This window comes from Pseudomonas sp. HMSC057H01 (assembly GCF_001836405.1).
Lineage (GTDB): Bacteria > Pseudomonadota > Gammaproteobacteria > Pseudomonadales > Pseudomonadaceae > Pseudomonas > Pseudomonas aeruginosa.
Genome location: NZ_KV828459.1, coordinates 67,796 through 91,339 on the forward strand (window position 1 = coordinate 67,796; position 23,544 = coordinate 91,339).

The window sequence follows — 23,544 nt, forward strand, 5'->3', positions numbered from 1 at the left end:
CAGCGGCGCGCTGCGTGTAGATTGACCGGACAATTACAAGCACAAGGAACCGGCCTGTGAGCGCGTGTTACTGCCGCAACTGCGGCGCCCGAGCGACCCGTCTCGTCGAGAACGGCATCTGCGAAGCCTGCAAGCGGCGCTCGGACATCAATCCGAAGAACGTCCTGATCGCCGCCGCCCTGATCGTCTACATCGGGGTGAACGTGGCTGCCTACATCAAGGACCACCCGCCCCGCGAGCTGACCGCCGAACAGCGCGAGAAGATCGCCGAGGGCCAGCGCCTGGCGACCCGCGCGGCGATGATGGCCGGCTACGTCGACTGAGTCGCGCTCCCCATAGGCCCTGCGCGTCCATGCCGGAATGAAAAAGCCCCCGCGGATGCGGGGCTTTTGCGTTGCGCGACGGGGACTCAGACGATCACGCCCTGGCTGCGCAGGTAGTCGTCATAGCTGCCGCTGAAGTCGGTCACGCCGTTCTCGCCCAGCTCGATGATGCGGGTAGCCAGCGAGGAAACGAATTCGCGGTCGTGGCTGACGAAGATCAGCGTGCCCGGATAGTTGTCCAGCGCCAGGTTCAGCGCCTCGATGGACTCCATGTCCAGGTGGTTGGTCGGCTCGTCCATCACCAGCACGTTGGGACGCTTGAGGATCAGCCGGCCGAACAGCATGCGGCCCTGCTCGCCGCCGGAGATCACTTTCACCGACTTCTTGATCTCGTCGTTGGAGAACAGCATGCGGCCGAGGGTGCCGCGCACCAGTTGTTCGCCGCCCTGGGTCCACTGGGCCATCCAGTCGAACAGGCTCATGTCGTCGGCGAAGTCGTCGGCATGGTCCTGGGCGAAATAGCCGACGTCGGCGCTGTCGGTCCATTTCACCTCGCCGCCGTCCACCGGCAGGTCGCCGACCAGGCAGCGCAACAGGGTGGTCTTGCCGATGCCGTTGGGGCCGATGATGGCGACGCGCTCGCCGGCCTCGACCTGCAGGCTCAGGCCCTTGAACAGCGGCTTGCCGTCATAGCCCTTGCTGATGTTTTCCACGGTCACCGCCTGGCGGTGCAGCTTCTTGTATTGCTCGAAGCGGATGAACGGGCTGACCCGGCTGGACGGCTTGACCTCTTCCAGCTGGATCTTGTCGATCTGTCGGGCGCGGCTGGTGGCCTGCTTGGCCTTGGAGGCGTTGGCCGAGAAGCGGCTGACGAAGGATTGCAGCTCGGCGATCTGCGCCTTCTTCTTGGCGTTGTCCGACAGCAGGCGCTCGCGGGCCTGTTCGGCGGCGGTCATGTACTCGTCGTAGTTGCCCGGGAACAGGCGCAGCTCGCCGTAGTCCAGGTCGGCCATGTGGGTGCAGACGCTGTTCAGGAAGTGCCGATCGTGGGAAATGATGATCATGGTGCTGTTGCGCGCGGTGAGCACGCCTTCCAGCCAGCGGATGGTGTTGATGTCCAGGTGGTTGGTCGGTTCGTCGAGCAGCAGCACGTCCGGGTCCGAGAACAGCGCCTGGGCCAGCAGTACGCGCAGCTTCCAGCCGGGAGCGACGGCGCTCATCGGGCCGAAGTGCTGCTCCAGCGGGATGCCCAGGCCGAGCAGCAGCTCGCCGGCGCGGGACTCGGCGGTGTAGCCGTCGAACTCGGCGAACTGGACTTCCAGCTCGGCCACCGCCATGCCATCTGCCTCGCTCATTTCCGGCAGGGAGTAGATGCGGTCGCGCTCGGCCTTCACCGCCCAGAGTTCCTCGTGGCCCATGATCACCGTATCGATGACGCTGAAGTCCTCGTAGGCGAACTGGTCCTGGCGCAGCTTGCCCAGGCGCACGTTGGGTTCCAGCATGACCTGGCCGGCGCTCGGCTCCAGGTCGTTGCCGAGGATCTTCATGAAGGTCGACTTGCCGCAACCGTTGGCGCCGATCAGGCCGTAGCGGTTGCCGTTGCCGAACTTGACGGAAACGTTCTCGAACAGCGGCTTGGCGCCGAACTGCATGGTGATATTCGCGGTGGAGATCAACTTCTTTACCTATAGAGGACTTACGCACGCCTGGACCATGGCGATACCGGTCTGCTACCGGTCTCGGCTTTCCGCTGCGCTCCATCTGGAGCATGGGGCGATCCTGCGGGCATTCGTGGAGTGCCGCAGCCAGCGTCATGACGTGGCTGTAGCGCGATGAAGGCGGGGTGTGATGCCTGGCATTCGGCGAATTGTCTCACAGGTGCGCCTGCCGTTGCATGACAGCGTACGCCGAAGCGGTTTTTCCCGCTGCCCGGCAGGTGGTAGAGTCCCGTCTTCCGCTCATCCGCAAAGGACTCCCCGATGAAGCCCGCTGTTCTCCCCGCGTTGTTGGTTCTGTCGCTGCTGGGCGGTTGCGGGGATTCGTCGTCGGACCGGAAGGCGGCTTCCGGGCCGCTGGCGTTGCACTGCGGAGACTTCGGCAAACTCGAGGTGATCGACGGTTTCGCCAGTCTCAAGCTGCCCGACGGCAGCAGCGTCCAGTCGCTGGGCGGTGATGTCCGCAGCCTCGCCGATGGCCAGGCGCTGAGCGCGATTTCCTATAGCGACGGTTCGGTCCTGTACCGCCAGGCGGGCGACACACCCGGCTACCTGTACACGCCGGCCAAGGGCCAGCGGCAGGCCTGCGAGACGCGCTGAACGATCCCACCGGAGGGAATGTCCATGCCCGGTGCCGCCGATATTGTCCGTCATCACGACAGCGACCCGCTGGAAAATCCCTGGGTCGACGGCCAGCCGCCAAGCGCGCTTCGGCCGACGGCGAGCAACGGGTGGCGGACTACAACCGGCGCAAGGAACCGCTGATCCGCGCCATCTACGCGCGGGCTTTCGCGGCCGCCGGGTTGATCTGAGCCACGCAGGCGCAGGCCGGCTGTCGCATCGCTCGTCGAGCCGCTAGAATCCCGCTCTCCATTCCCCGCAAGGCCCGCCAGCATGCCGCATCTCGTTATCGAAGCCACTGCCAACCTCCGCCTCGAAACGTCCCCCGGCGAACTGCTGGAGCAGGCCAATGCCGCGCTGTTCGCTTCCGGGCAATTCGGCGAGGCGGACATCAAGTCGCGCTTCGTCACCCTGGAGGCCTACCGGCAGGGAACCGCAGCGGTCGAGCGCGCCTACCTGCATGCCTGCCTGTCGATCCTCGACGGGCGCGACGCGGCGACCCGCCAGGCGCTGGGCGAGGTGCTGGGCGAGGTGCTCGCCGGAGCGGTGGCGGGCGGCGGCGAGGAGGGCGTGCAGGTCAGCGTCGAAGTGCGCGAGATGGAGCGCGCCAGCTACGCCAAGCGCGTCGTCGCCCGGCAGCGCTGAGAGACTGGCGCGCGCCTGGCTCAGATCCAGGCGTTCAGCGTCGCGCCGGCCTGCGTCGGGTCCTCTTGCCGTCCCGGCGCCTGGCCGTTCTGCATGGCGATCATCTCGCGCATGCGTTCGCCGATGCCTTTCTCCACCTGTTCGCGTTTCTCCGGCGGCATCGCGTCCAGTTCCTCCTCGGTCAGGCCGAGGCTCTTCAGGACCTGCTCGCGCATCCGCTCGGCGGGCGATTTCTGCATGTACTCCTTGAACTCGTCATAGGCCGACTTGCCTTCGCTGGCGCCGGCAGTGGCATTCGCCTGGTTCTGCTTCAGCGTCAGGTTCAGCTTCGCGAAACCCTCGTCCAGGGCCTGGCGGGCGGACTCCGTGGCGGGATCGGCGGCCTCGTTGCGCAATGGCGTGCCGAGGGCGGGGCGCGGTTTCAGCAGATCGCCGTTGCCGATCTCGGTGCTGGCTTGCCGCTGGTTGTTCGGGTAACGCGCAGACCAGCCGGAAAGGCTGGCGGGACCGATGCTGTTCATGACCTGCCTCCATGGAAATGAATGACCGCCGCTCCGTCGCAAGGGCCGTGCCAGGTCGCCGAACCCCGCGCCAGAGGGCTCGGCGCATGGCGCAGGGCGGGGCGGAGGCAAGCGCTTGCCGCGAACGGCAACGGCGTTCCGCGGTTAGAATGTCCGGCTTGTACAGCAGGTTGCGAAGAGAGCCATGACCGACACTCCCGACGATCGAACCGGAGATGCTTCCGGCCTGTCGAAGCGCCAGGCATTCCATCGGCAGCACCGGCAACGGGCGGAGGAAGAGGCGCGGCGCCTGCTCGACGCCCGCGCCGAACAGGGCGGCCGCTGGCTGGACTGGGTCGCGGGCCAGCTCTACCTCCTGCGTCCGCCGGAATACGCGGCCATGGTGCGTCGCGAACTGCAGCGCCTGAGCGGCGACTGAAGCTGGCGAATTTGTCAGCGCGGATTGCAGTTTCGCCAGGAAACCCATGCCACTGGTAAGGTGGCGATCCCAGAAGATCAGAGGAGGCGGTATGCCTTTGAAGCAGTTTTCCAGTGCACTCGTTCTCGCGGCCCTGCTCGCCGGTTGCAGCAGCAACGGCGACAGCCCGTCCACCGAAGGCGCCAGCGTAGCCACCGGCAGCGCCAGCGCGCCCGCGGCCACCCCGGCAGCGGACGGCCGTTGCGATGCCAATGCGGTGCAGGCCTATGTCGGCAAGCAGGCTTCCGCGGCCATCGTCGAGGAGGCCCGCCGCGCCGCCGGAGCGGAAGTCGCCCGGGCGCTGCGCCCGCACGATGCGGTGACCATGGACTACAACCCGCGCCGGCTGAACATCGATGTCGACGACACGCTGGTGATCAAGCGCCTGTCCTGCGGCTGACCGTCCACCCCCGAATACGAAGAAGCCCCGCATCGCGGGGCTTTCTCTTGGCCGTTCGAAAAGGCCTCAGATGGCGGTACTGCGTAGGGCGGCGTTGGACTGGCTGACGGCGGTTTGCGGTTTTTCCTCGAGAATCGCCTGACGCTTGGCCTGGTATTCCTCGAACGACAGGCTGCGCCGGGCCAGGTCTTCCAGCGCCAGTTGCCTGACCTCGTCGCTGCTGTACGGGCGAGAGGGGTTGTAGTCGCTGGCGCAGCCGGCGAGGGCGAGGGAGAACAACAGTACGCTGATGAGTGCCTTGGCCATGACCGGCTCCTGGATTCGCTTTCCTGGGGGAATGGTCGAAAGGCTAACAACCGCGCCGCTGCGCTAGAAATCATCCCGCTCGATAGTGCTTATTCGTTCGGCTGAACGCGGGAAGAAGCGCTGCCGGCGGCGGCAGGCGCCAGCCGGGCCGTGGGGCGGACGCCGCAATTGGCGCCGCCCGCCGGCATGTCCCGCGCTCGGCCGGGAGAACAGGCGGCAGGCCGCTGGGGCCTGCTCAGGCGGCGACTTGCGCAGGCTTGCCCAGCAGGCGGTCGACCAGGCTGCAGGCGGCGAGAGTGGCGACCGAGGGGATCAGCCAGGCCAGGCCCTGTTCGGCCAGCGGCAGGTGCAGCAGCCATTGCGGGAAGTCCTGGCCCAGGCCCGCCGCCTTCAGGGCATCGAGCACGCCGAACGCCAGGGAAACCAGCATCACCGGGGCGAGGATGCGCGTCGCCGAATGCCAGAGGCCGATGCAGAAGCTCAGCGCCACCAGCACGATGCAGGGCGGATAGATCGCGGTGAGCACCGGGATCGAGACCTGGATCAGCTTGGTCAGGCCGAGGTTGGAAACGATGAAGGAGAACCCTGCCAGGATGATCACCAGGCTGCGGTAGGACAGCGGCAGGCGCTGGCAGAAGTACTCGGCGCAGGCGCAGGTCAGGCCGACCGCGGTGACCAGGCAGGCCAGCGCGATAAGTCCCGCCAGGAACGAGCTGCCGAGGCTGCCGAAGGTATGTTGCACGTAGGCATGCAGGACCGCCGCGCCGTTGCTGGCGTCGGCGGCGATGGCATGGCTGCCGGCGCCGAGCCGGAACAGGCTGACGTAGACCAGCACCAGGCCGACGCCGGCGATCAGCCCGGCGACGATGGCGTAGCGGGTGATCAGCCGCGGCGACTGCACGCCGCGGGAACGGATGGCGTTGACGATGACGATGCCGAAGACCAGCGCGGCGAGGGTGTCCATGGTCAGGTAGCCGTTGACGAAACCCTGGGAGAACGCGGCCTGGGTGTACTCCGGCTGGGCCGTGCCGATCGGGCCGGCGGGCCAGAGGAAGGCGGCGACGCCGAGAATCGCCAGGGCGAGGATCTTCAGCGGGGCGAGGAAGCGTCCGACGGTGTCCAGCAGGCGACCGGGGTAGAGGGAGATGGCCAGGGCGAGGAGGAAGTACGCCAGGCTGTAGACGAACAGCGCCGTGCCGCTCTCGCCGAGCAGCGGCACCACGCCGACCTCGAAGGACACCGTGGCGGTGCGCGGAATGGCGAACAGCGGGCCGACCGCCAGGTAGCAGACCGCCGCCAGCAGGCCGCCGGCATACCTGCCGATCGGATGGCTGAGGGCGTCGACCGAACCGCCGACCTTGGCCAGGGCGATCACGGTGATCACCGGCAGCCCCACCGCGGTGATCAGGAAGCCCAGCGCCGCCAGCCACACATGGGGGCCGGACTGCAAGCCGACGATGGGCGGGAAGATGATGTTGCCGGCCCCGACGAACAGGGCAAAGGTCATAAAACCAAGCGCCAGGATGTCCCGGCCTTTCAAAGCGTTCATGCTGGAGAGGTACCGCGCTGCTCGAGGAAATTCACAGAAGGGTTTCCCGGGGGGGTAGGGGAAACGGCACTCATCTGGATGGGACGAGCAGGGGAGGCGGCCGCCGTCCTTGTGGGAGCCGGGCCGGAAACTTGGCATGCTAACGAAAATGCCGGGGTCGCGGGATAGACATTGGTCTGGCTGTCCTTTTGTTGAAAAACGACGTCGCAATCAGAACAGTCCGTAGGCACCGGCGCCGGAGCGCTCCGCGTTCCTTGCCGCTTGCTGTCTTCCGCCTGCGTCGGCGGCGCCATGCGGGGGGTATGCCGGCGAACCCGGAAAACGCCCGGAAAGCTTCCCGCGAACTTTTTGCAATCCGGCTGAAAGCCCCGGAATACAAGGGCTGCGGCGCTTCCGAAGGGTTACGTTTTCTGTAGGTATTCTTCACGAAAGATTGACGGATCGCCGAGCAGACTGCCGCCGTCGTCGAGTGCTGCCAGGGGCAACGCTGCGCACGGCAACCCGGAAGTCAGTGAAGATCCGTGCCCATGTCGAAAGCCCGCGCCGTCCGTCCCGAACTGCTGACCCTGCTGGTCAGCCTCGCCTTCCTGCTGTTCTACAACCTGCCGCTGTGGCAACGCCTGCTGGCGATCACCCCGGCGGGCTGGCAGGGCCTCGGCATGATGCTGGCGGTCGGCCTGATGATCGCCGCGATCTTCAACCTGGCGCTGACCCTGCTGGCGTTCCGCTGGCTGCTCAAGCCGGCGCTGACCCTGCTGATCCTGGCGGCCGCCGGTACCACCTACTTCATGACCCAGTACGGCGTGCTGATGGACGTCGGCATGCTGCGCAACGTCATGCAGACCAACCCGGCCGAGGTCGCCGACCTGCTTTCGCCGAAGCTCGCCGTCTACCTGGCGTTGCTTGGCGCGCTGCCGGTCTGGCTGCTGTGGCGCACGCCGGTGCGCTACCGGCCGTGGCCACGCGAGCTGCTGAGCAAGCTGCTGGTGGCGCTCGCCTGCCTGGCGCTGCTCGCCGGGGTGGCGCTGGCCAATTATCAGGGGCTGTCCTCGCTGTTCCGCAACAACAAGGAACTGCGCCTGCAGGTCACCCCGAGCAACCTGGTCGGCGCCGCCATCGGCTACGCCAAGGGCCAGGCCCAGGCCGCCAGCCAGCCACTCCGGCCGATCGCCGTCGATGCCCGGCGCGCCGACCTGTGGCAGGGCCATGCGCGCAAGTCGCTGACCGTGCTGGTGGTGGGCGAGAGCGCGCGGGCACAGAACTTCGGCCTCAACGGCTACGCTCGCGAGACCAACCCGCGGCTGAAGGCCGAGGAGGGCCTGATCAACTTCTCCAATGTGCACTCCTGCGGTACCGAGACCGCGGTGTCGGTGCCCTGCATGTTCTCCAACCTGGGCCGCGCGGACTACAGCGACGCTCGCGCGCGCACCCAGGAAGGCCTTCTCGATGTGTTGCAGCGCGCAGGCCTGCGGGTCCTGTGGCGGGACAACCAGTCCGGCTGCAAGGGCACCTGCGACCGCGTCGCCTTCCAGGACCTGAGCGAGAGCAAGGATCCGGCCCTGTGCGCCGGCGGCGAGTGTCATGACGAGATCCTCCTGCGCGACTTGCAGGCCTTCATCGACGGGCTGCAACAGGACACCGTGCTGGTCCTGCACCAGATGGGCAGCCACGGCCCGGCCTACTTCAAGCGTTATCCCAGGGAGTACGAGAAGTTCACCCCGGTCTGCGCCAGCAACGACTTCAGCGCCTGCTCGCGGGACAGCATCATCAACGGCTACGACAACACCCTGCTGTACACCGACCACGTGCTGGCCAGCCTGATCGACCTGCTGCGCAAGAACGAAGAGCGCATCGATACCGGCATGCTCTACCTCTCCGACCATGGCGAGTCGCTCGGCGAGTACAACCTCTACCTGCATGGCACGCCTTACCTGCTGGCGCCGGACCAGCAGAAGCACGTCGGCATGCTGGCCTGGTTCTCGCCCGGCTACCAGAGCGCCTTCGGCCTCGACAGTGGCTGCCTGCGCCAGCGCAGCAACGAGGAGCTGTCCCAGGACAACCTGTTCCACTCGATGCTCGGCCTGCTGGAAGTGCGCACCGGCGCCTACGATCCCGGCCTCGACCTGTTCGCCCCGTGCCGTGCGCCCGAGGTCCTGCAGGCGCTCAAGGCCGACGGCGGACGGGCGCTGTACTCCGAGGAAGCGTCTGGCCAGGAGCCGCCGGCTTCCTGATACGACCCGGCGAAAGGACTATTTCCTTCGCCTCGCGGAAGGGTAAGGTTCAGCCTCGGAACCCGCGAGGACGCCCATGGATCGCCACGCCCAACACCACCCCAGAAGCCGCGCCTGCGTGCTGCCCAACGGCCTGCGCCTGCACCTGGCGCATGATCCGGCGGCATCGCGCGCCGCTGCCTGGCTGCGGGTGGCGGCGGGCAGCCACGACGAGCCGAGCGCGCATCCCGGCCTGGCCCACTTCCTCGAGCACCTGTCGTTTCTCGGTGGCGCGGCGTTTCCCGGCGACGAGCGCCTGATGCCGTGGTTGCAGGTGTGCGGCGGCCAGGTCAACGCCAGCACCCGGGGCAGGACCACCGACTATTTCTTCGAGGTGACGGCGGAGCACCTTGGCGCCGGTCTGGCACGGCTGATCGACATGCTCGCCCGCCCCTTGCTGGACATCGATGCGCAACGGCGCGAGCGCGAAGTGCTCGAGGCCGAATACCTGGCGCGCTCGGCCGACGAGCAGACCCAGATCGACGCGGCGCTGGCCCTTGGCCTGCCCGCCGGACACCCCCTGCGGCGTTTCGCTGCCGGGCGCCGCGACAGCCTGGCCCTGGAGAACGATGCGTTCCAGCGGGCCCTGCGCGAATTCCATGCCGCCCACTATCACGCCGGCAATTGCCAGCTATGGCTGCAAGGGCCGCAGACACTGGACGAGCTGGAGAGGCTGGCGCAGCGTGCCTGCGCCGACCTGCCGGGGCGCGCGCCAGGCGCGAGTCCGCCGCCGCCGCCGTTGCTGCCCTTCGCCGGCGAAGCGCTGGCGCTGCGCCTGCCGGGACCGCCGCGGCTGGTGCTGGGCTTTGCCCTCGACGCTTTGCGGGGGGCCGACGAACAGACCCTGCTGGCGTTCGCCGAATTGCTCGGCGATCGCTCGCCGGGTGGGTTGCTGGCGGCACTCGGCGAACAGGGCCTGGGCGAATCGGTGGCGCTGCGGGTGGTTCATCGGGACGCGCGGCAGGCGCTCCTGGCGTTGACCTTCGAACTGTTCGACGGCAGCGCGGCGGCGGCGCTGGAGGCGGCCTTTTTCGACTGGCTGGGCGCCCTGCGCGACGATGCCGCCAGCTTGCTGGCGGCGCGCCAGCCGTTGCTGGCGGAGCCCACTGCGCCGCTGGAGCGACTACGCCAGCGCGTTCTCGGCCTGCCGGCGGAGATTCGCCCGGCCTGTCTGGACGCGCTGCAAGCCGACCGCTGCCTGCGGCTGCACCTGGACAGCGAACTCGACGGCGCCGAAGCGCGCTGGTCGGCGGGCTTCCGCCTGAGCGTGGCGCCGGTTGCCGCAGCGCCGCCGCTGACCGCGCAGCGGCATGCCTGGCGCTTCGAACTGCCGTTGCCGCCCAGTGCCGCCGCCGAGGGCGCGCTGTTCCTGCGCTGGCGCTTTCCCGGTGTTCCCGCACGGTCACGCTTCCTGGCGCTGCGCCAGGCGTTGCGTCCGCTGTGCGGCCAGGCGCGCCTGGGGGGAGTGGAGATGGGCCTGGAGGCGCTCGGCGAAGACTGGTCGCTGAGCCTGCTCGGTCCGCGCGATCGCCTCGAGGCCGCCGTGCGCACGGCCCTGGCCCGGCTCCTCGCGGCGCCGCCCGACTGGCGCGCGAGCGGCGAGCGTCTGTCCTCCGCCGAGCGGCGCCGCAGCGCCACTGGCCTGCCGATCCGGCAGTTGCTGGACGCCTTGCCCGGCCTACTCGGCGAGCCGCTGGCGGAGGTCGACGACTGGCGGCGGACGCGCTGGGACGCCTTGGTCATGCAGGCCGCGATGCCTGATCCACGATGGATGCCCGGCCAGGCTGCCGGCGAGCGCCTGGCGCCTCTGCCGCCGAGGCCCGGACGGCATCGCCGCGAACTGGCCGTGGACGGCGAGTCGGCGTTGCTGTTGTTCTGTCCGCTGCCCTCGCCGGAGGTGCCGATGGAGGCGGCCTGGCGCTTGCTGGCGCGCCTGCACGAACCGGCCTTCCAGCGGCGCCTGCGCGACGAGCTGCAACTGGGCTACGCGCTGTTCTGCGGCTTCCGCGAGGTCGGCGCCCGGCGCGGCCTGCTGTTCGCCGCGCAATCTCCGCGTGCCTGCCCGGAACGCCTGCTGGAGCATATGGAGACCTTCCTCCAGCGCTCCGTCGAGGCGCTCGCGCAACTGCCGGCGCAACGCCTGGCCGGCCTGCGCGAAGCCCTCGCCGACGACCTGCGCCGAGCGCCGGGTAGCTTCGCCGAGCGAGCACGGCGCGCCTGGGCGGAGCACCTTGGCGGTGGCGCCGGTCGCTCCCGGCTGCTCGCCGAGGCCGCCCTCGGCCTGAGCGGCGACGACCTGCTCGCGGCCCAGGCCCGGTTGCTGGAGGCGCGCGGCGGCTGGTGGGTGCTTTCCAGCCGGCGCTGAAGCGAGCCACGCGGTAACTCGACGACAGCCTTGCCGGCGTCACTGCGGCGTTAGGTCGAAAGCCGCGCTGCTTCGGTGGCGCTCCCGCCGCGACCAAGGTTGCGCTACCGCCGGAGGAGCGCTGCCCGCGCCTTGCGCAGCGGCACCCACGCCCACCATGAAGAAGCGTCGAAGCAGGCCCAAGGAAGCGTATGGCAGGGCTTTCCCGGTTTCGATAATCGGCTCCGCCACGACCGGCCCGGTCGTTTCACCTCGCGGAGTGCGCCATGAACAAGAACAACACCGCCGTTCGCCGAATCCTGCCGCTGACCCTGGCCTCGCTGGGTGCCCTGGGCGGCCTGCAACCGGCCGCCGCCGATATCCTGCTGTACGACAAGGACGAGACCACCTTTTCCACCGACGGCTACTTCAATGCCTTCTACGTCAACAGCGACGTCGACCGCCAGGGCGAGACCTACGATCGCCGCCAGTCGCGGGTGAAGATGGGATTCCTGCCGAACTACATCGGCTTCAACTTCGGCAGGAAGGTCGACGAGCTGAGCCTCGGTGGTCGCGCTTCCTTCTGGGTGACCATCAACGACAGCGAGACCGACGGCACCGATACCGCCATCGACGTCCGTCAGTTCTACGGCACGGTCGCCGGCGACTGGGGCGAGGTGCTGATCGGCAAGGACTTCGGCCTGTTCTCGCGCTCGAACATCTTCCTCGACGAACTGCTGGCCGGTTTCGGCAACCCCAGCGACACCCTCGGCCTGGTGGACGGCAAGGGCGTCTCCTTCGGCAACATCGGCACCGGCTATCCGTATCCGTTCCCCACCTCGCAGATCACCTACCGCAACAACGACCTGCTGCCCGGCCTGCGCATCGCCGTGGGCATCCTCGACCCGATCGACTCCAACCAGATCGACAAAGATGCCAGCGACGGCCTCGACGACAAGGCCTACCAGGACAACCCGCGCTACGAGAGCGAGGTCAGCTACCAGTTCGACCTGGCTGGGGCGCAGGTCTACAGCTGGATCAACGGCGGCTACCAGACTTCGAAGAACACCAGCGACAGCGTCGACAGCGTGACTTCCAAGGGGGTCGGCTATGGCTTGCAGGTGAAGATGGGCGGTTTCTCCGTGACCGGTTCGGGGTTCACCGCCAAGGGCATCAATCCCTTCTTCACCAACAACGCCGGCGAAGCCGCGCTGCGCGAGGTGGACAGCCGCGGCGCATTGCTGCAGGGCTCGTATTCATGGGGCAAGAACCGCCTGGCGCTGTCCTACGGCAAGACCGTCGACGACGGCAACGGCCTGGGTTCCGCGGCCGACTACGAGAGTCGCGGCATCGCCTATTTCCGCACGATCAACGACAACCTCAAGCTGGTCGCCGAGCTGAACCGCTACCGGATCGACGGGCGCGACGGTGCCGCGCTCGACGAGGACACCGACACCGTGGCCCTCGGCGCCGTACTGAACTGGTGATACCGCTACTTTCGAAGGACCCCGCCGCGACCCAAGTAGGATAGGGGCCGCGGCGGCGCCCTTCGTAGAATGCTGGCGAGGCGGAACGACGGGGGAGCGGGCATGTACGAAGGGCAGGGGGAAGGGGTCTGCAGGGGCATGTCCAGCGCCCGCGACGTCGAAGTGGTGGCCCAGGACCTGGCGCGCCAGCTTATCCATCCGCACCTGGGCTTCGTGCTGTTCTTCTGTTCCGCGGAATACGACCTGCCGGCCCTCGGCGAGATGCTCGAACGCTACTTCGGCGGCATCGACCTGGTCGGTTGCACCACCGCCGGCGAGATCACTCCGGCGGGCTACGGGCGCGGCTGCGTCAGCGCGGTGGGCTTCGACGTGCGCAGCTTCGCCATCAGCAGCGCGCTGATCGACGAAATGGAGCGCTTCAGCCTGCTGGACGCGCAGCAGATGGTCGAGACCCTGGTGGCCGGCTGTCGCCGCGGCGGCCTGGCGCCGATCAAGGACCACAGCTTCGCCCTGACCCTGCTCGACGGCCTGTCCAGCCGCGAAGAGGTGGTGCTCGCCGCGCTTGGCGCGGCGCTCGGCGCGATCCCGCATTTCGGTGGCTCGGCCGGCGACGACCGGCACCTGACCCACACCCATGTCTACCACCAGGGCCAGTTCCATACCGGGGCGGCAGTGGTGGTGCTGGTCAACACCTGGCTGGACTTCGAGGTCTTCACCACCCATCACGTGGTGCCGCGCGCCGAAAAGTTGGTGGTGACCCGCGCCGACAGCGGCAGCCGGCGGGTCCACGAACTCAACGCCGAGCCGGCGGCGCTGGAATACGCCCGGCTGGTCGGGGTGGCACCGCAGGCGCTGGATTTCGCCCTGTTCTCCGCGCATCCGCTGGCGGTGCGGGTCGACGAACGCTATTACGTGCGCTCGATCCAGCAGGCCAACGAGGACCTGAGCCTGACGTTCTACTGTGCGGTGGAGAACGGCATCGTTCTCACCGCGATGAGCACCGGCCCGCTGTTGCCCAACCTGGAGGCGCAGTTCCGCCGCCTCCACGAGCGCCTCGGACCGCCGTTGCTGACCATCGGTTGCGACTGCTTCCTGCGGCGCCTGGAGCTGGAGGTCGGCGGTGACACGCAAGCTACCGCCGCGTTTCTCCGCAGCCAGCAGGTGATCGGCTTCAACACCTACGGAGAGCAATTCAATGGCATGCATATCAACCAGACCTTCACCGGGGTCGCCATTGGCCGACCCCGTGGAGGTGTCCGTCGCTGAGCTGCAGGCGCGGGTCGTCGCCCTCGAAGAAGAGCGGCACAAGTTGCAGCGGATCAACCAGGCGCTGATCGGACGCATCGAGTCGAGCGCCGCGCAGAGCGACGAGGCCTACGGCGCCTTCCAGTATTCCGTGGTGCTGGCCGAGCAGGTCCGCGAGCGCACCGACGCGCTGAGCCAGACGATGCTCGAACTGAAGGCCAGCAACCAGTTGCTCAGCGACGCTCGCCTGCGTGCCGAGACCGCCCACCAGCATCTGCTCGACGCCATCGAAAGCATCTCCGACGCCTTCGTCCTGTTCGATCCGCAGCAGCGCATCGTGCTGTTCAACGAGCGCTTCCGCGCGCTGTGGGTCGACAGCCGGGCGCGGATCGGTCCTGGCATGCGCCGCGCCGAACTGCACCGGCTGGCGCGCAGCGGCGGGCTGATCGTCGAGGAACAGCGCGGCGGCGACCAGCAGACCCTGTATCGCCTGCGCGACGAGCGCTGGCTGCGGATGAGCGAACGGCCGACCCGCGACGGCGGGCTGGCGGTGCTCTACAGCGACGTCACCGAGATCAAGCTCAGCGAGACCGCGCGCCGCGAGCAGGCGCTGGCGCAGAAGTCGCACCTGTTGCAGCGGGCGGTGGACAACCTCTCCCAGGGCGTGGCGATGGTCGGCGCCGACGGCGTGCTGGAGTTGTGGAACCGGCGCTTCCTGGAACTCTGCGGGCTGGCGCCGATCGCCGGGCACCGGGCCTTCGCCGAAGTCATGGCGGAGAGCGAATTGCCGTTGCTCACGCCGCGCAGCCAGGACTCCCAGGGGAGTCCGCTGAGCGCCCGCGAGCAGCGCCTGTTCGATGGCCGGGTGCTGGAGATCCGTACCCATGCGCTGCCCACCGGCGGCTTCGTCAACACCTTCACCGACATCACCGAACGCTATCGCCACGCCGAGGCGTTGCGCGCCAGCGAGCGCTGGATCCGCCTGATCACCGACCAGGTGCCGGCGCTGATCGCCTATCTCAGCGACGAACTGGTCTACGAATTCACCAACAAGGTCTACGAGGAGTGGTACCGCTGGCCCAGCGGCTCGATGCTCGGCCGCTGCCTGCGCGACGTGCATGGCGCCGAGCACTGCCGGCGCCTGGAGCCGTACTTCGAGCGGGCCCTGGCCGGCGAAAGCGTGACCTTCGAGATCGCCGAGACCGCGTTGTCCGGCGAGGAGCGCTACATGCAGCGCTCCTACGTGCCGAACCGCCAGGCCGACGGCCGGGTCGCCGGGCTGTTCGTGCTGATTCGGGATATCACCGAGCGCCGGCGGACCGCCGAGGCGCTGCACCAGGCCTACCAGAACCTCGAACAGCGGGTGCGCGAGCGGACCGCCGAGCTGACCACCCTCAACGACCAGTTCAAGCGCGAGATCCACGAGCGCAGCCAGGTCGAGGCGCGCCTGCGCGAGGCCAAGCGCGAGGCGGAACAGGCCAACCTGTCGAAGACCAAGTTCCTCGCGGCGGTCAGCCACGACCTGCTGCAACCGCTGAACGCCGCGCGGCTGTTCACCAGCGCCTTGCAGGAGCGCGGCAGCGCGACGCGGGACAACGAGGCGCTGGTGAACAACATCAGCCATTCGCTGGAGGACGTGGAGAACCTGCTCGGCACCCTGGTGGACATTTCCAAGCTGGACGCCGGCGTGATCACCCCGGACATCGCCCCGTTCGAGCTTGGCGAACTGCTGGGCAACCTGGCCGCGGAGTACCGCCAGGTAGCCGCCAGCGAAGGCCTGCGCCTGGACTTCGTGGCCTGCGGGGCGCTGGTCCGCAGCGACCAGCAACTGCTCGCGCGAATCCTCCGCAACCTGCTTTCCAACGCCATCCGCTATACCCCGCGAGGGCGCGTGCTGCTGGGTTGCCGCCGGCATCGGCAGCGCCTGTCGATCGAGGTCTGGGACACCGGGGTGGGCATCGCCGCCGACAAGCTCGGCGAGATTTTCCAGGAATTCAAGCGCGGCGAGTCACAGCGCTGTCACCAGGACCGCGGGCTCGGCCTGGGATTGGCGATCGTCGACAAGATCGCCCGCATGCTCGGCCACCGGGTCCGGGTCGGCTCGCTGCCGGGCAAGGGCTCATGCTTCGCCATCGAGGTACCGCTGGCCCGCCATGCCCCGCGCAGTCGCGCCGAGCCGCTGGCCAGCGCGGACGACCTGCGCGAGCGCCTGCGTGGTTCGCGGGTGTGGGTGCTGGACAACGATGCGGCGATCTGCGCCGGCATGCGCACGTTGCTCGAAGCCTGGGGCTGCCGGGTAGTGACGGCGCTGTCGGAGGAAGACCTGGCGCGACAGGTCGACAACTACCATGCCGAGGCCGACCTGCTGATCGTCGACTATCACCTCGACGACCAGCGCAACGGCGTCGACGCGGTTGCCGCGATCAACGCCCGGCGCGGCTCGCCGCTGCCGGCGCTGATGATCACCGCCAACTACAGCAACGAGCTCAAGCAGCAGGTCCGCGAGCTTGGCCATACCCTGATGCACAAGCCGGTGCGGCCGATGAAGCTGAAGACCGCGCTCTGCCACTTGCTGGAGCGCGAAGCCTCGGTCTGATTCAGGCGCCTTCGCGCGCCGCGCGGCCCAGGCGCGGGGCGAGGATCAGGGCGATCCCGCCGAGCACCGCCAGGGTCGCCGGCGGCAATCGCGGGGCGAGCGGCTCGCCGAGCAACAGGGCGCCGCAGAGGGCGGCGAGCACCGGCACGCTGAGCTGCACCGAGGCGCCCTGGATCGCCGTCAGCCCCGGCAGTGCGCTGTACCAGACGGCGTAGCCGAGGCCGGAGGCGAGGGCGCCGGAAAGCAGGGCGTAGGCCAGCCCGGCGCCGTCCAGCCGCAACTGCCCATGGAATGCCAGGAGCAGCAGGGCGGCGAAGGCAAGGGCTCGGAGGAAGTTGCCGGCGCTGACCGCCAGCGGATCGCCGCCGCCGCGGCCGAGCAGGGTATAGAGGCCCCAGGCGAGGCCGGACAGGAGCATCAGCAGGGCACCGCCCAGCGGCGGCGCGCTGGCTCCGGGGAGCAACAGGAACAGCAGGCCGCCCAGGGCCAGCAGGAAACCGAGCAGCGCCTGTCCGCCCAGCCGTTCGCCGCGCAGCAGGCCGGCCAGCAGCAGGGTGACCTGCACCGCGCCGAACAGCAGCAGCGCGCCGGTGCCGGCGTCCAGCTGCACGTAGGCGTAGGAGAACGCGGCCGCGTAGACGAACAGCGCCGCCGCCCCGCGCCAGCCGCCGCGCGCGGGCGTGGCCGGGCGCCGGCGCAGATGCAGCAGGACGGCGAGCATGAGGGCGCCGGAGAAGAGACGCAGGGCGGTGAAGCTGACCGCGTCGATGGCGGTGTCCTTCAGCGCCGCGCGGCAGAGCAGCGAATTGCCGGCGAAGGCCAGCATCGCCAGGACAGTGAGCAGCAGGGTACGGCGGTCGGGCATCGGCGGGTCTCAGCGGCGCAGGTAGGCGGCGAAGTCGATGTCGCCGGCGCTGAGGATCGCCTGGACCCGGTTGTGTACCTTGAGCTTGCGCAGGATCGCCGAGACGTGCGCCTTCACCGTGGTCTCGGCGATGTCCAGGTTGTAGGCGATCTGCTTGTTCGACTCGCCCTTGGTCATCCGCTCCAGCACCAGCAGCTGCTTGCGGGTCAGGGCCTGGAGCAGTTCCGGGGAGATGCCGTGTTCTTCGTGGCCGCTGCGTCGCGGCGAACTCTTCTGGGTGCGGATCACGTCCGAGGGCAGGTAGACGTTGCCGTTGAGGATCTGCTCGATGGCTTCGGTCATCTGCGCGCGTGGCGAGGACTTGGTGATGAAGCCCACCGCGCCGTAGGTGATGGCCTGTAGCACCACCTGCTTGTCCTGCTCGGCGGAGACGATAACCACGGGAATGGTCGGGGCCTCGTTGCGCAGGTTCATCAGGCCGTTGAGGCCGTGCATGCCGGGCATGTTCAGGTCGAGCAGGATCAGGTCGAGGTCGTCGTGTTCCTGGGTCAGGCCCAGGGCGCTGTCGAGGTCGGCGGTTTCCATCACTTCGCTGCCGGGGAATCCGTCGGCGATGACATTGTGGATGGCCTCGCGGAACAGCGGGTGGTCGTCGGCGATCAGGATCTTGTACATGGCCTGCACCTCGTTATTGTCGTTATGGGCGGCTGGTGGCGGCTCGGGGCACGCGGGCGGATGCGAATGCGCTCACGGTAGCAGCCGTGGGCGCGATAGCCCAGCGGGCGGGCGTTCCGCCGCGCGCTGCCGGGGACGCGTCGCGGACGGTCGGCAGCCGGGTAGGCGGAGAAGGCGAACTCGGTACTGCGGCGGGACCGCCGCAGGGTAGTCGGGCGCTACGCGGGGCAAGGCAAGGCGGGGCATGGCGGCTTCTCGTCGTTTCTTCTTGTATGCGTCATTACAGGGCAGGCGCGCTGCTTTGGAAATTCGACGTCCGGAGGGGTGAACCAGTACCAAAGTAGCAGGACCAGGCGCTTGCGCAGCGCTCCTGCTGCATCGGCGGCGCCCGCAAGGGCGGCTGGAGGCGGGTGGCCGCGCAAAAGTAGCGGCCCGGCAGTACCAAGGTAGTAGCACGCCGTGGCTCCGCGCGTCCTAGCATGTCTCGACAACGACAATGGACAGGAGTCGCCGCCATGCGCATCGCCGTCACCCTGGTGTTGCCCATCCTGCTGATCCTCAGCCTGCTCGGGTTCGATTTCCTCTATTCCCGCCACCTCGGCCAGGAAAGACCTGCCGCCTGCGCCGTCGGACAGGCCTGTCGGATCGCCCCCTGAGCCACGCCATGGATGACCTGCGACCCGCCGGCCCGGCGGAGTACCGCTGGCTGCTCGCCGTGCAGGAGCGCGAGCGGCGCTTGCTGGCCCAGGCGGTGCATGACGATATCGGCCAGTACCTGACGGGCATCCGCACCCAACTGTTGTTGCTGCGCTGCACGGCAGGCGCCGGGCAGCCGGCGCTGGCACGCCTGGAGCGCTACTGCCAGGGGCTGGACGACAGCTTCCGCGCGTTGCTGCGCGGTCTACCGCCGCCGGCCCTGCAACGCCAGTCGCTGGACGAGGCGCTACGCGCCTGCGTGGCGGACTGGCAGGAAGGCCAGGGCATCGCCTGCGAGCTGCGCCTGGGCGGTCCGCTGCCGCCCCTGGATGCGGCGGCCGGGACCCATCTCTACCGCCTGTTGCAGGAGGCGCTGAACAACGTCGCCCGGCATGCCGGCGCCAGCCGCGTGCGGATCCGCCTGCAACGCCGTGGCGGCTTTCTCTACCTGAGCGTACGCGACGACGGTCGCGGCTGCGCGGCGGACCCGGCACCCGGCTTCGGCCTGGACTCGATGCGCCAGCGCGCGCGCTGCCTGGGCGCTGAACTGAGCCTGCGCAGCCGTCCCGGACAGGGCCTGGCGTTGCGCCTGCGGATGCCGCTGGAACGCGGCGACTGAGAGGAGAGGACGATGAAGATCCTGCTGGTGGACGATCATTTCGTGGTCCGCGAAGGGCTGGCCGCGCTGTTGCGCGGGCTGCTCCCCGACGTGGAGGTGAGCGAGGCCGGCGATGGCGAAGAAGCCTTGCAGGCGGTGCAGCGGGAAATTCCTTCGCTGGTCATCGTCGATCTCGGCCTGCCGGGCATCAGCGGCCTGGAACTGACTCGCCGGCTGCGCCAGCGCCTGCCGCAGTTGCGTGTGCTGTTCTTCAGCCTCCACGACGAACTGGCCCTGGTGCGCCAGGCGCTGGATGCCGGTGCCCGCGGCTACGTGACCAAGCGCGCGGCGCCGACGGTGCTGCTGGAGGCGATACGGCGAGTGCTCGCCGGCCAGCTCTATCTGGAGCAGCCCCTGGCCACGCGCCTGGCCTGCCAGTCGTGGGAAGAGCAGGGCGGGGCAGCGTTGCGCGGGCTGACCCGTCGCGAGTTCGAGATCTTCCGCCTGCTCGCGCGTGGCCTGGCCCTGCGCGAGGTGGCCGAGCACCTGGGGGTAAGCGCCAAGACCGTGTCCAACCATGTCAGCCTGCTCAAGCAGAAGTTGCAGGTGAGTACCCAGGCGGAACTGGTGCACCGGGCCATCGACAGCGGCGTGCTGCGGCTGGGCCTGCCGCTGCCGCTCGCCGAGGAGGCTCGCGGCAGCCTCGGCTAGGGGCGCCGTCGCTGCTGTCCGGCGCTTCACTGCCAGCCCGCGGGGCAATCCTTGCAACCCTGCATGTTGCTGCCCTGGAAGTTGCCGAAGCGCACCTTGCTGCCGCGCAGGTCGGCATCTTCCAGGTTGGCCTCGGCCAGCTTGACTTCCTGCAGGTTGGCGTCGCGCAGGTCGGCGCCCTTGAGATCGGCGCGGGACAGCCAGGTCATCTCCAGGTCGGCGGCGCGCAGCGTGGCCTGGTGCAGGCGGCCGCCGCTGAGACGGGCGAACTCCAGGTAGGCGGCGGTGAGGTCGGCGCCTTGCCACTGGGCGCCCTGGGCGAACAGGCCCCAGGCCTGGATCGCCACCGCCCTGGCGCCGGAGAGGTCGGCGCCGCGCAGGTTGGCTTGCTGCAGGCTGGCGCGGGTGAGGTCGGCACCACGCAGGTTGGCTTTTTCCAGGTTGGCCAGGTCGAGCCTGGCGTGACGCAGGTCGGCGCCGGAGAGATCGGCGCCGGCCAGGTCGATGCGGCCGAGGTCGAGGTTGCGCAGGTCGGCGCCGCGCAAGTCGGCCTTGGCGCAGCGCGCGCCGGGCTCCAGGCGGCAGCCGGCGATGACGCGGACGTCGTCGATGTCGTCGGCGGCCTGGGCCAGGCCGGCGCCGAGCAGGGTGGCGCAGAGGAGGAAGGTCTTCATCGGGATACTCCGCAGGCGGGGAAAGCCGCGCCTCGCAGGGCGCGGCGCGGGGATCAGCGGCTGGCGGTGCGGTTGTCCCAGCTGGGCAGCTTGAATACCCAGAAGGAACCGCCCTGGGCCACCGGCCGGGTCAGGTCGGCCATGTCGCCGCCCCACAGCGGCACGGCGCCGCCGTAGCCGACGGTCACGCCGAGGTACTGCTCGCCGTCCTGTTCCCAGGTGATCGGTGGCGAGACGATGCCGCTGCCGGTCTGGAATTTCCACAGCTCCTTGCCGCTCTTCGCGTCGAAGGCCTTGAAGTAGCCGTCGCCGGTGCCGGTGAACACCAGGTTGCCGGCGGTGGCCAGCACCCCGGCCCAGAGCGGCAGGTGTTCCTTGTGTTCCCAGACCAGCTTGCCGCTGAGCGGGTCCATGGCGCGCAGGCTGCCGACGTGGTCGTCGTACATGCGCTTGATCCGGAAGCCCATGCCCAGGTAGGCGCTGCCCTTCGTATAGCTGACCTCCTCGGTCCAGTAGTCTTCCTTCCAGTGGTTGGCCGGCACGTAGAACAGGCCGGTGTCCTGGCTGTAGGCCATCGGGTTCCAGTTCTTGCCGCCGAGGAACGGCGGCGATACTTCCACCGCCTTGCCATGCTTCTGCCCCGGTTCCGGCAGCGGCGGGCGCTGGCCCTCGCGCTCCACCGGGCGGCCGGTCTTCAGGTCGATGTGGCTGGCCCAGGTGATGTTGTCGACGAAGGGGAAAGCGTTCTGCAACTTGCCGTTGCTGCGGTCGACCACATAGAAGAAGCCGTTGCGGTCGGCGTGGGCGGTGGCCTTGACGATCTTGCCGTCCTTGGCCTTGTAGTCGAACAGCACCAGTTCGTTGTTGCCGGAGAAGTCCCAGGCGTCGTTGGGGGTGTGCTGGTAGAACCACTTCACCTCGCCGCTGCTCGGGTCCACTCCGACCTGGCCGGAGGTGTAGAGGCTGTCGTAGTCGTGCGGGTTGCCGCCCTTGGCGGTGCGCGCCCAGGTGTTCCACGGGCCGGGGTTGCCGGCGCCGACGATGATGGTGTTGGTCTCGGCGTCGAAGCTGGCGCTCTGCCAGGGAGCGCCGCCGCCGTGGCTCCAAGACTCGACCTTGCCGGTCGGCGAGTTGCGATCGTCCGGCCAGGAGGGCGCCTTGACGTCGCCGGTCACCGTGCTGTCCTTGCCGTTCAGGCGGCCCATGTGGCCTTCGACGAAGGGACGCATCCAGATTTCCTCGCCGGTATCCGGATCGCGGGCGAACAGGCGGCCGACCACGCCGAACTCGTCGCCCGAACTGCCGTGGATCAGCAGGACCTTGCCGGTCTTGCCGTCCTTCACGATGGTCGGCGCGCCAGTCATGGTGTAGCCGGCGCCGTGATCGGCGAACTTCTTCTTCCACACCACCTTGCCGGTGTTCTTGTTCAGCGCCACCACCGAGGCGTCGAGGGTGCCGAAGAACACCTTGTCGCCATAGATCGCGGCGCCGCGGTTGACCACGTCGCAGCACGGGCGGATGTCGTCGGGCAGGCGGTGGTTGTAGGTCCACAGGCGCTTGCCGGTCTTCGCGTCGAGGGCGAACAGCCGCGAGTAGGAGGCGGTCACGTAGATCACGCCGTCGCTGACGATGGCCTGGGACTCCTGGCCGCGCTGTTTCTCGTCGCCGAAGGAGTACGACCAGGCCGGGGTCAGCTTGAACACGTTGTCGGCGTTGACCTGCTTGAGCGGGCTCCAGCGCTGGGCGTGGGTGCCCATGCCGTACTGCAGCACGTCGCCGGTGGTCTTGTCGTCGTTGGCGATGTCCTCCCAGGTCACATCCTTGGCCAGCGCGGCGCCAGCGCTGCCCAGGGCGACGGCGAAGGCGAGGCAGTGCAGGCTCGGGCGCAGGAGGCCGGCAGGGGCGGGTGAGGTTCTTGTTGTCATGATCGGGTTCCCGTTTGGAGTGAGGGTCGAGAAACGGCAGGCCGCTGCTCGGGCCGCGGCGGCTTCATGGTGGAAGCGGGGCGCGCCGACGGGAACGGAAGATCGCCCGATTCGGCCGGGAAGACTTCCCGGACGGGGCATGACTTGGACTTGCTGCCAAAGCCCCACGTTAGGCCTTCCGAGGCTCTACTCCGAAGGGAGTAGGCGAGGACGCCCAAAGCAGGATTCGGGCGCGCGGCGGAGCTTCCTAGGATGGCGATGAGCGCCGTTTGGCGCCCGTGCCTTGTCCTGTCTCCCCGGAGGAATGAAGTGATGAACAAGAACAACGCCTTGCGCGGCCTGCTGGTGCTGGCCGGTCTCAGCCTCTCGAGCCTGGCGCTGGCCCACGGCGATGTGACCCCCCAGGCAGTGGACACCAAGGGACTCGAGCCGCTGGGCAAGGAATGGCGCGACACCAACCCCTACCGCGAGCCCTACGCCAAGCACGACCTCGCCGTCGAGATCGGCGCCTCCGCCTACAACCAGAACTGCGCGCGCTGCCACGGCCTGGAAGCCAAGTCCGGCGGCATCGCCCCGGACCTGCGCCTGCTGGAGACCGGCGCCGAGGGCGACGAATGGTTCAAGGAGCGGGTCATCAACGGCGCGGTGCGCGATGGCGCGGTGTACATGCCGAAGATGGCCGACTTCATCAGCCAGGAAGGCCTCTGGGCGATCCGCAGCTATCTGGAAAGCGTGCACGTCGACGAGTGACGCGCCCGACCCTTCGCCGCCGACCGCGGCGCCCTTGCACGAGTCCGCCGCGCCACGGCGGAACGACCACACAGGAGAGCTTCGCCATGATCTACGCAGCGCCCGGAACCCCCGGTGCCGTCGTCACCTTCAAGCCTCGCTACGGCAACTACATCGGCGGCGAGTTCGTGC

General features: G+C 68.5%; 23 protein-coding genes. 15 read left to right on the forward strand and 8 right to left on the reverse strand.

Going from position 1 to position 23,544, the window contains the following annotated elements; genetic code table 11:
- Positions 1 to 56: 56 nt before the first annotated feature.
- Positions 57 to 323: a hypothetical protein gene (locus tag HMPREF2581_RS13025; RefSeq protein ID WP_003088334.1), complete on the forward strand. Its 267-nt coding sequence runs from the start codon at positions 57 to 59 to the stop codon at positions 321 to 323.
- A gap of 86 nt (positions 324 to 409) precedes the next feature.
- On the opposite strand, the gene HMPREF2581_RS13030 is transcribed toward HMPREF2581_RS13025, so the two are convergent.
- Entirely contained in the window at positions 410 to 1,999 is a 1,590-nt protein-coding gene (locus HMPREF2581_RS13030) for an ABC-F family ATPase (protein WP_003111315.1), read from the reverse strand.
- Positions 2,000 to 2,302: 303 nt separating this feature from the next.
- Between HMPREF2581_RS13030 and HMPREF2581_RS13040 the strand changes: the two genes are divergently transcribed.
- Both HMPREF2581_RS13040 and HMPREF2581_RS13045 read left to right on the forward strand, forming a co-directional pair.
- Positions 2,303 to 2,638 carry a hypothetical protein gene (locus HMPREF2581_RS13040; RefSeq protein WP_003111314.1) on the forward strand — a complete coding sequence of 112 codons (336 nt, stop codon included), beginning with the start codon at positions 2,303 to 2,305 and terminating at the stop codon, positions 2,636 to 2,638.
- Between the two features lie 294 nt (positions 2,639 to 2,932).
- On the forward strand, positions 2,933 to 3,304 hold the full coding sequence (locus HMPREF2581_RS13045; RefSeq protein ID WP_003139776.1) for a 5-carboxymethyl-2-hydroxymuconate Delta-isomerase: 372 nt from the start codon (positions 2,933 to 2,935) through the stop codon (positions 3,302 to 3,304).
- 20 nt (positions 3,305 to 3,324) lie between these two features.
- Here the strand turns inward: HMPREF2581_RS13045 and HMPREF2581_RS13050 are convergent, their stop codons facing one another.
- Positions 3,325 to 3,825, reverse strand: coding sequence for a hypothetical protein (locus tag HMPREF2581_RS13050; RefSeq protein WP_003139775.1), 501 nt, complete (start codon positions 3,823 to 3,825; stop codon positions 3,325 to 3,327).
- 184 nt (positions 3,826 to 4,009) lie between these two features.
- On the opposite strand from HMPREF2581_RS13050, the gene HMPREF2581_RS13055 reads away from it, so the two are divergent.
- Positions 4,010 to 4,243: a hypothetical protein gene (locus tag HMPREF2581_RS13055; RefSeq protein ID WP_003111311.1), complete on the forward strand. Its 234-nt coding sequence runs from the start codon at positions 4,010 to 4,012 to the stop codon at positions 4,241 to 4,243.
- A gap of 91 nt (positions 4,244 to 4,334) precedes the next feature.
- On the forward strand, positions 4,335 to 4,682 hold the full coding sequence (locus HMPREF2581_RS13060) for an I78 family peptidase inhibitor (protein WP_003088494.1): 348 nt from the start codon (positions 4,335 to 4,337) through the stop codon (positions 4,680 to 4,682).
- Positions 4,683 to 4,748: 66 nt separating this feature from the next.
- Here the strand turns inward: HMPREF2581_RS13060 and HMPREF2581_RS13065 are convergent, their stop codons facing one another.
- Complete coding sequence (locus tag HMPREF2581_RS13065) at positions 4,749 to 4,988, reverse strand: hypothetical protein (RefSeq protein ID WP_003088496.1); 240 nt, start codon at positions 4,986 to 4,988, stop codon at positions 4,749 to 4,751.
- A 235-nt stretch (positions 4,989 to 5,223) separates the two neighbouring features.
- Entirely contained in the window at positions 5,224 to 6,537 is a 1,314-nt protein-coding gene (gene brnQ, locus HMPREF2581_RS13070) for a branched-chain amino acid transport system II carrier protein (protein ID WP_003113469.1), read from the reverse strand.
- Positions 6,538 to 7,064: 527 nt separating this feature from the next.
- Between brnQ and HMPREF2581_RS13075 the strand changes: the two genes are divergently transcribed.
- The 5 genes from HMPREF2581_RS13075 (at position 7,065) to nahK (ending at position 16,479) form a co-directional block, all read left to right on the forward strand.
- Positions 7,065 to 8,768 carry a phosphoethanolamine transferase gene (locus HMPREF2581_RS13075; RefSeq protein ID WP_003139773.1) on the forward strand — a complete coding sequence of 568 codons (1,704 nt, stop codon included), beginning with the start codon at positions 7,065 to 7,067 and terminating at the stop codon, positions 8,766 to 8,768.
- Positions 8,769 to 8,844: 76 nt separating this feature from the next.
- Complete coding sequence (pqqF, locus tag HMPREF2581_RS13080; protein ID WP_003139770.1) at positions 8,845 to 11,172, forward strand: pyrroloquinoline quinone biosynthesis protein PqqF; 2,328 nt, start codon at positions 8,845 to 8,847, stop codon at positions 11,170 to 11,172.
- A 266-nt stretch (positions 11,173 to 11,438) separates the two neighbouring features.
- Complete coding sequence (locus tag HMPREF2581_RS13085; protein ID WP_003139769.1) at positions 11,439 to 12,638, forward strand: porin; 1,200 nt, start codon at positions 11,439 to 11,441, stop codon at positions 12,636 to 12,638.
- Positions 12,639 to 12,740: 102 nt separating this feature from the next.
- On the forward strand, positions 12,741 to 13,904 hold the full coding sequence (nosP, locus tag HMPREF2581_RS13090) for a nitric oxide-sensing protein NosP (protein WP_003139768.1): 1,164 nt from the start codon (positions 12,741 to 12,743) through the stop codon (positions 13,902 to 13,904).
- A complete protein-coding gene (gene nahK, locus HMPREF2581_RS13095; RefSeq protein WP_003139767.1) occupies positions 13,834 to 16,479 on the forward strand; it encodes a hybrid sensor histidine kinase/response regulator NahK/ErcS' in 2,646 nt (881 codons plus the stop codon). The genes nosP and nahK overlap by 71 nt, the downstream gene beginning before the upstream one ends.
- A 1-nt stretch (position 16,480) precedes the next feature.
- On the opposite strand, the gene HMPREF2581_RS13100 is transcribed toward nahK, so the two are convergent.
- Both HMPREF2581_RS13100 and agmR read right to left on the reverse strand, forming a co-directional pair.
- Positions 16,481 to 17,344: a DMT family transporter gene (locus tag HMPREF2581_RS13100; protein WP_003113465.1), complete on the reverse strand. Its 864-nt coding sequence runs from the start codon at positions 17,342 to 17,344 to the stop codon at positions 16,481 to 16,483.
- Positions 17,345 to 17,353: 9 nt separating this feature from the next.
- Positions 17,354 to 18,019, reverse strand: a complete 666-nt coding sequence (gene agmR / locus HMPREF2581_RS13105) for a response regulator AgmR (protein ID WP_003107754.1) — start codon at positions 18,017 to 18,019, stop codon at positions 17,354 to 17,356.
- Between the two features lie 515 nt (positions 18,020 to 18,534).
- Here agmR and HMPREF2581_RS33195 point away from each other — a divergent pair.
- Genes HMPREF2581_RS33195 through HMPREF2581_RS13115 form a run of 3 tightly spaced genes read left to right on the forward strand, consistent with a single transcriptional unit; the run spans position 18,535 to position 20,024 of the window.
- Positions 18,535 to 18,675, forward strand: a complete 141-nt coding sequence (locus HMPREF2581_RS33195; protein ID WP_003088510.1) for a hypothetical protein — start codon at positions 18,535 to 18,537, stop codon at positions 18,673 to 18,675.
- A gap of 8 nt (positions 18,676 to 18,683) precedes the next feature.
- Positions 18,684 to 19,334 (forward strand): sensor histidine kinase, encoded by a 651-nt coding sequence (locus tag HMPREF2581_RS13110; RefSeq protein ID WP_003139766.1) that lies wholly within the window; start codon positions 18,684 to 18,686, stop codon positions 19,332 to 19,334.
- A 12-nt stretch (positions 19,335 to 19,346) separates the two neighbouring features.
- The gene (locus tag HMPREF2581_RS13115; RefSeq protein ID WP_003160135.1) at positions 19,347 to 20,024 is read left to right on the forward strand and encodes a response regulator transcription factor; all 678 of its coding nucleotides are present in this window, start codon (positions 19,347 to 19,349) and stop codon (positions 20,022 to 20,024) included.
- A gap of 26 nt (positions 20,025 to 20,050) precedes the next feature.
- On the opposite strand, the gene HMPREF2581_RS13120 is transcribed toward HMPREF2581_RS13115, so the two are convergent.
- Positions 20,051 to 20,698 (reverse strand): pentapeptide repeat-containing protein, encoded by a 648-nt coding sequence (locus HMPREF2581_RS13120; protein WP_003139757.1) that lies wholly within the window; start codon positions 20,696 to 20,698, stop codon positions 20,051 to 20,053.
- 53 nt (positions 20,699 to 20,751) lie between these two features.
- Positions 20,752 to 22,623, reverse strand: coding sequence for a quinoprotein ethanol dehydrogenase (gene exaA / locus HMPREF2581_RS13125; RefSeq protein WP_003139755.1), 1,872 nt, complete (start codon positions 22,621 to 22,623; stop codon positions 20,752 to 20,754).
- A 312-nt stretch (positions 22,624 to 22,935) separates the two neighbouring features.
- Between exaA and pedF the strand changes: the two genes are divergently transcribed.
- A complete protein-coding gene (pedF, locus tag HMPREF2581_RS13130; protein WP_003088533.1) occupies positions 22,936 to 23,373 on the forward strand; it encodes a cytochrome c-550 PedF in 438 nt (145 codons plus the stop codon).
- Between the two features lie 86 nt (positions 23,374 to 23,459).
- Positions 23,460 to 23,544: hypothetical protein (locus HMPREF2581_RS33555; protein ID WP_239667242.1), on the forward strand; the 85-nt coding region annotated here is incomplete at its 3' end.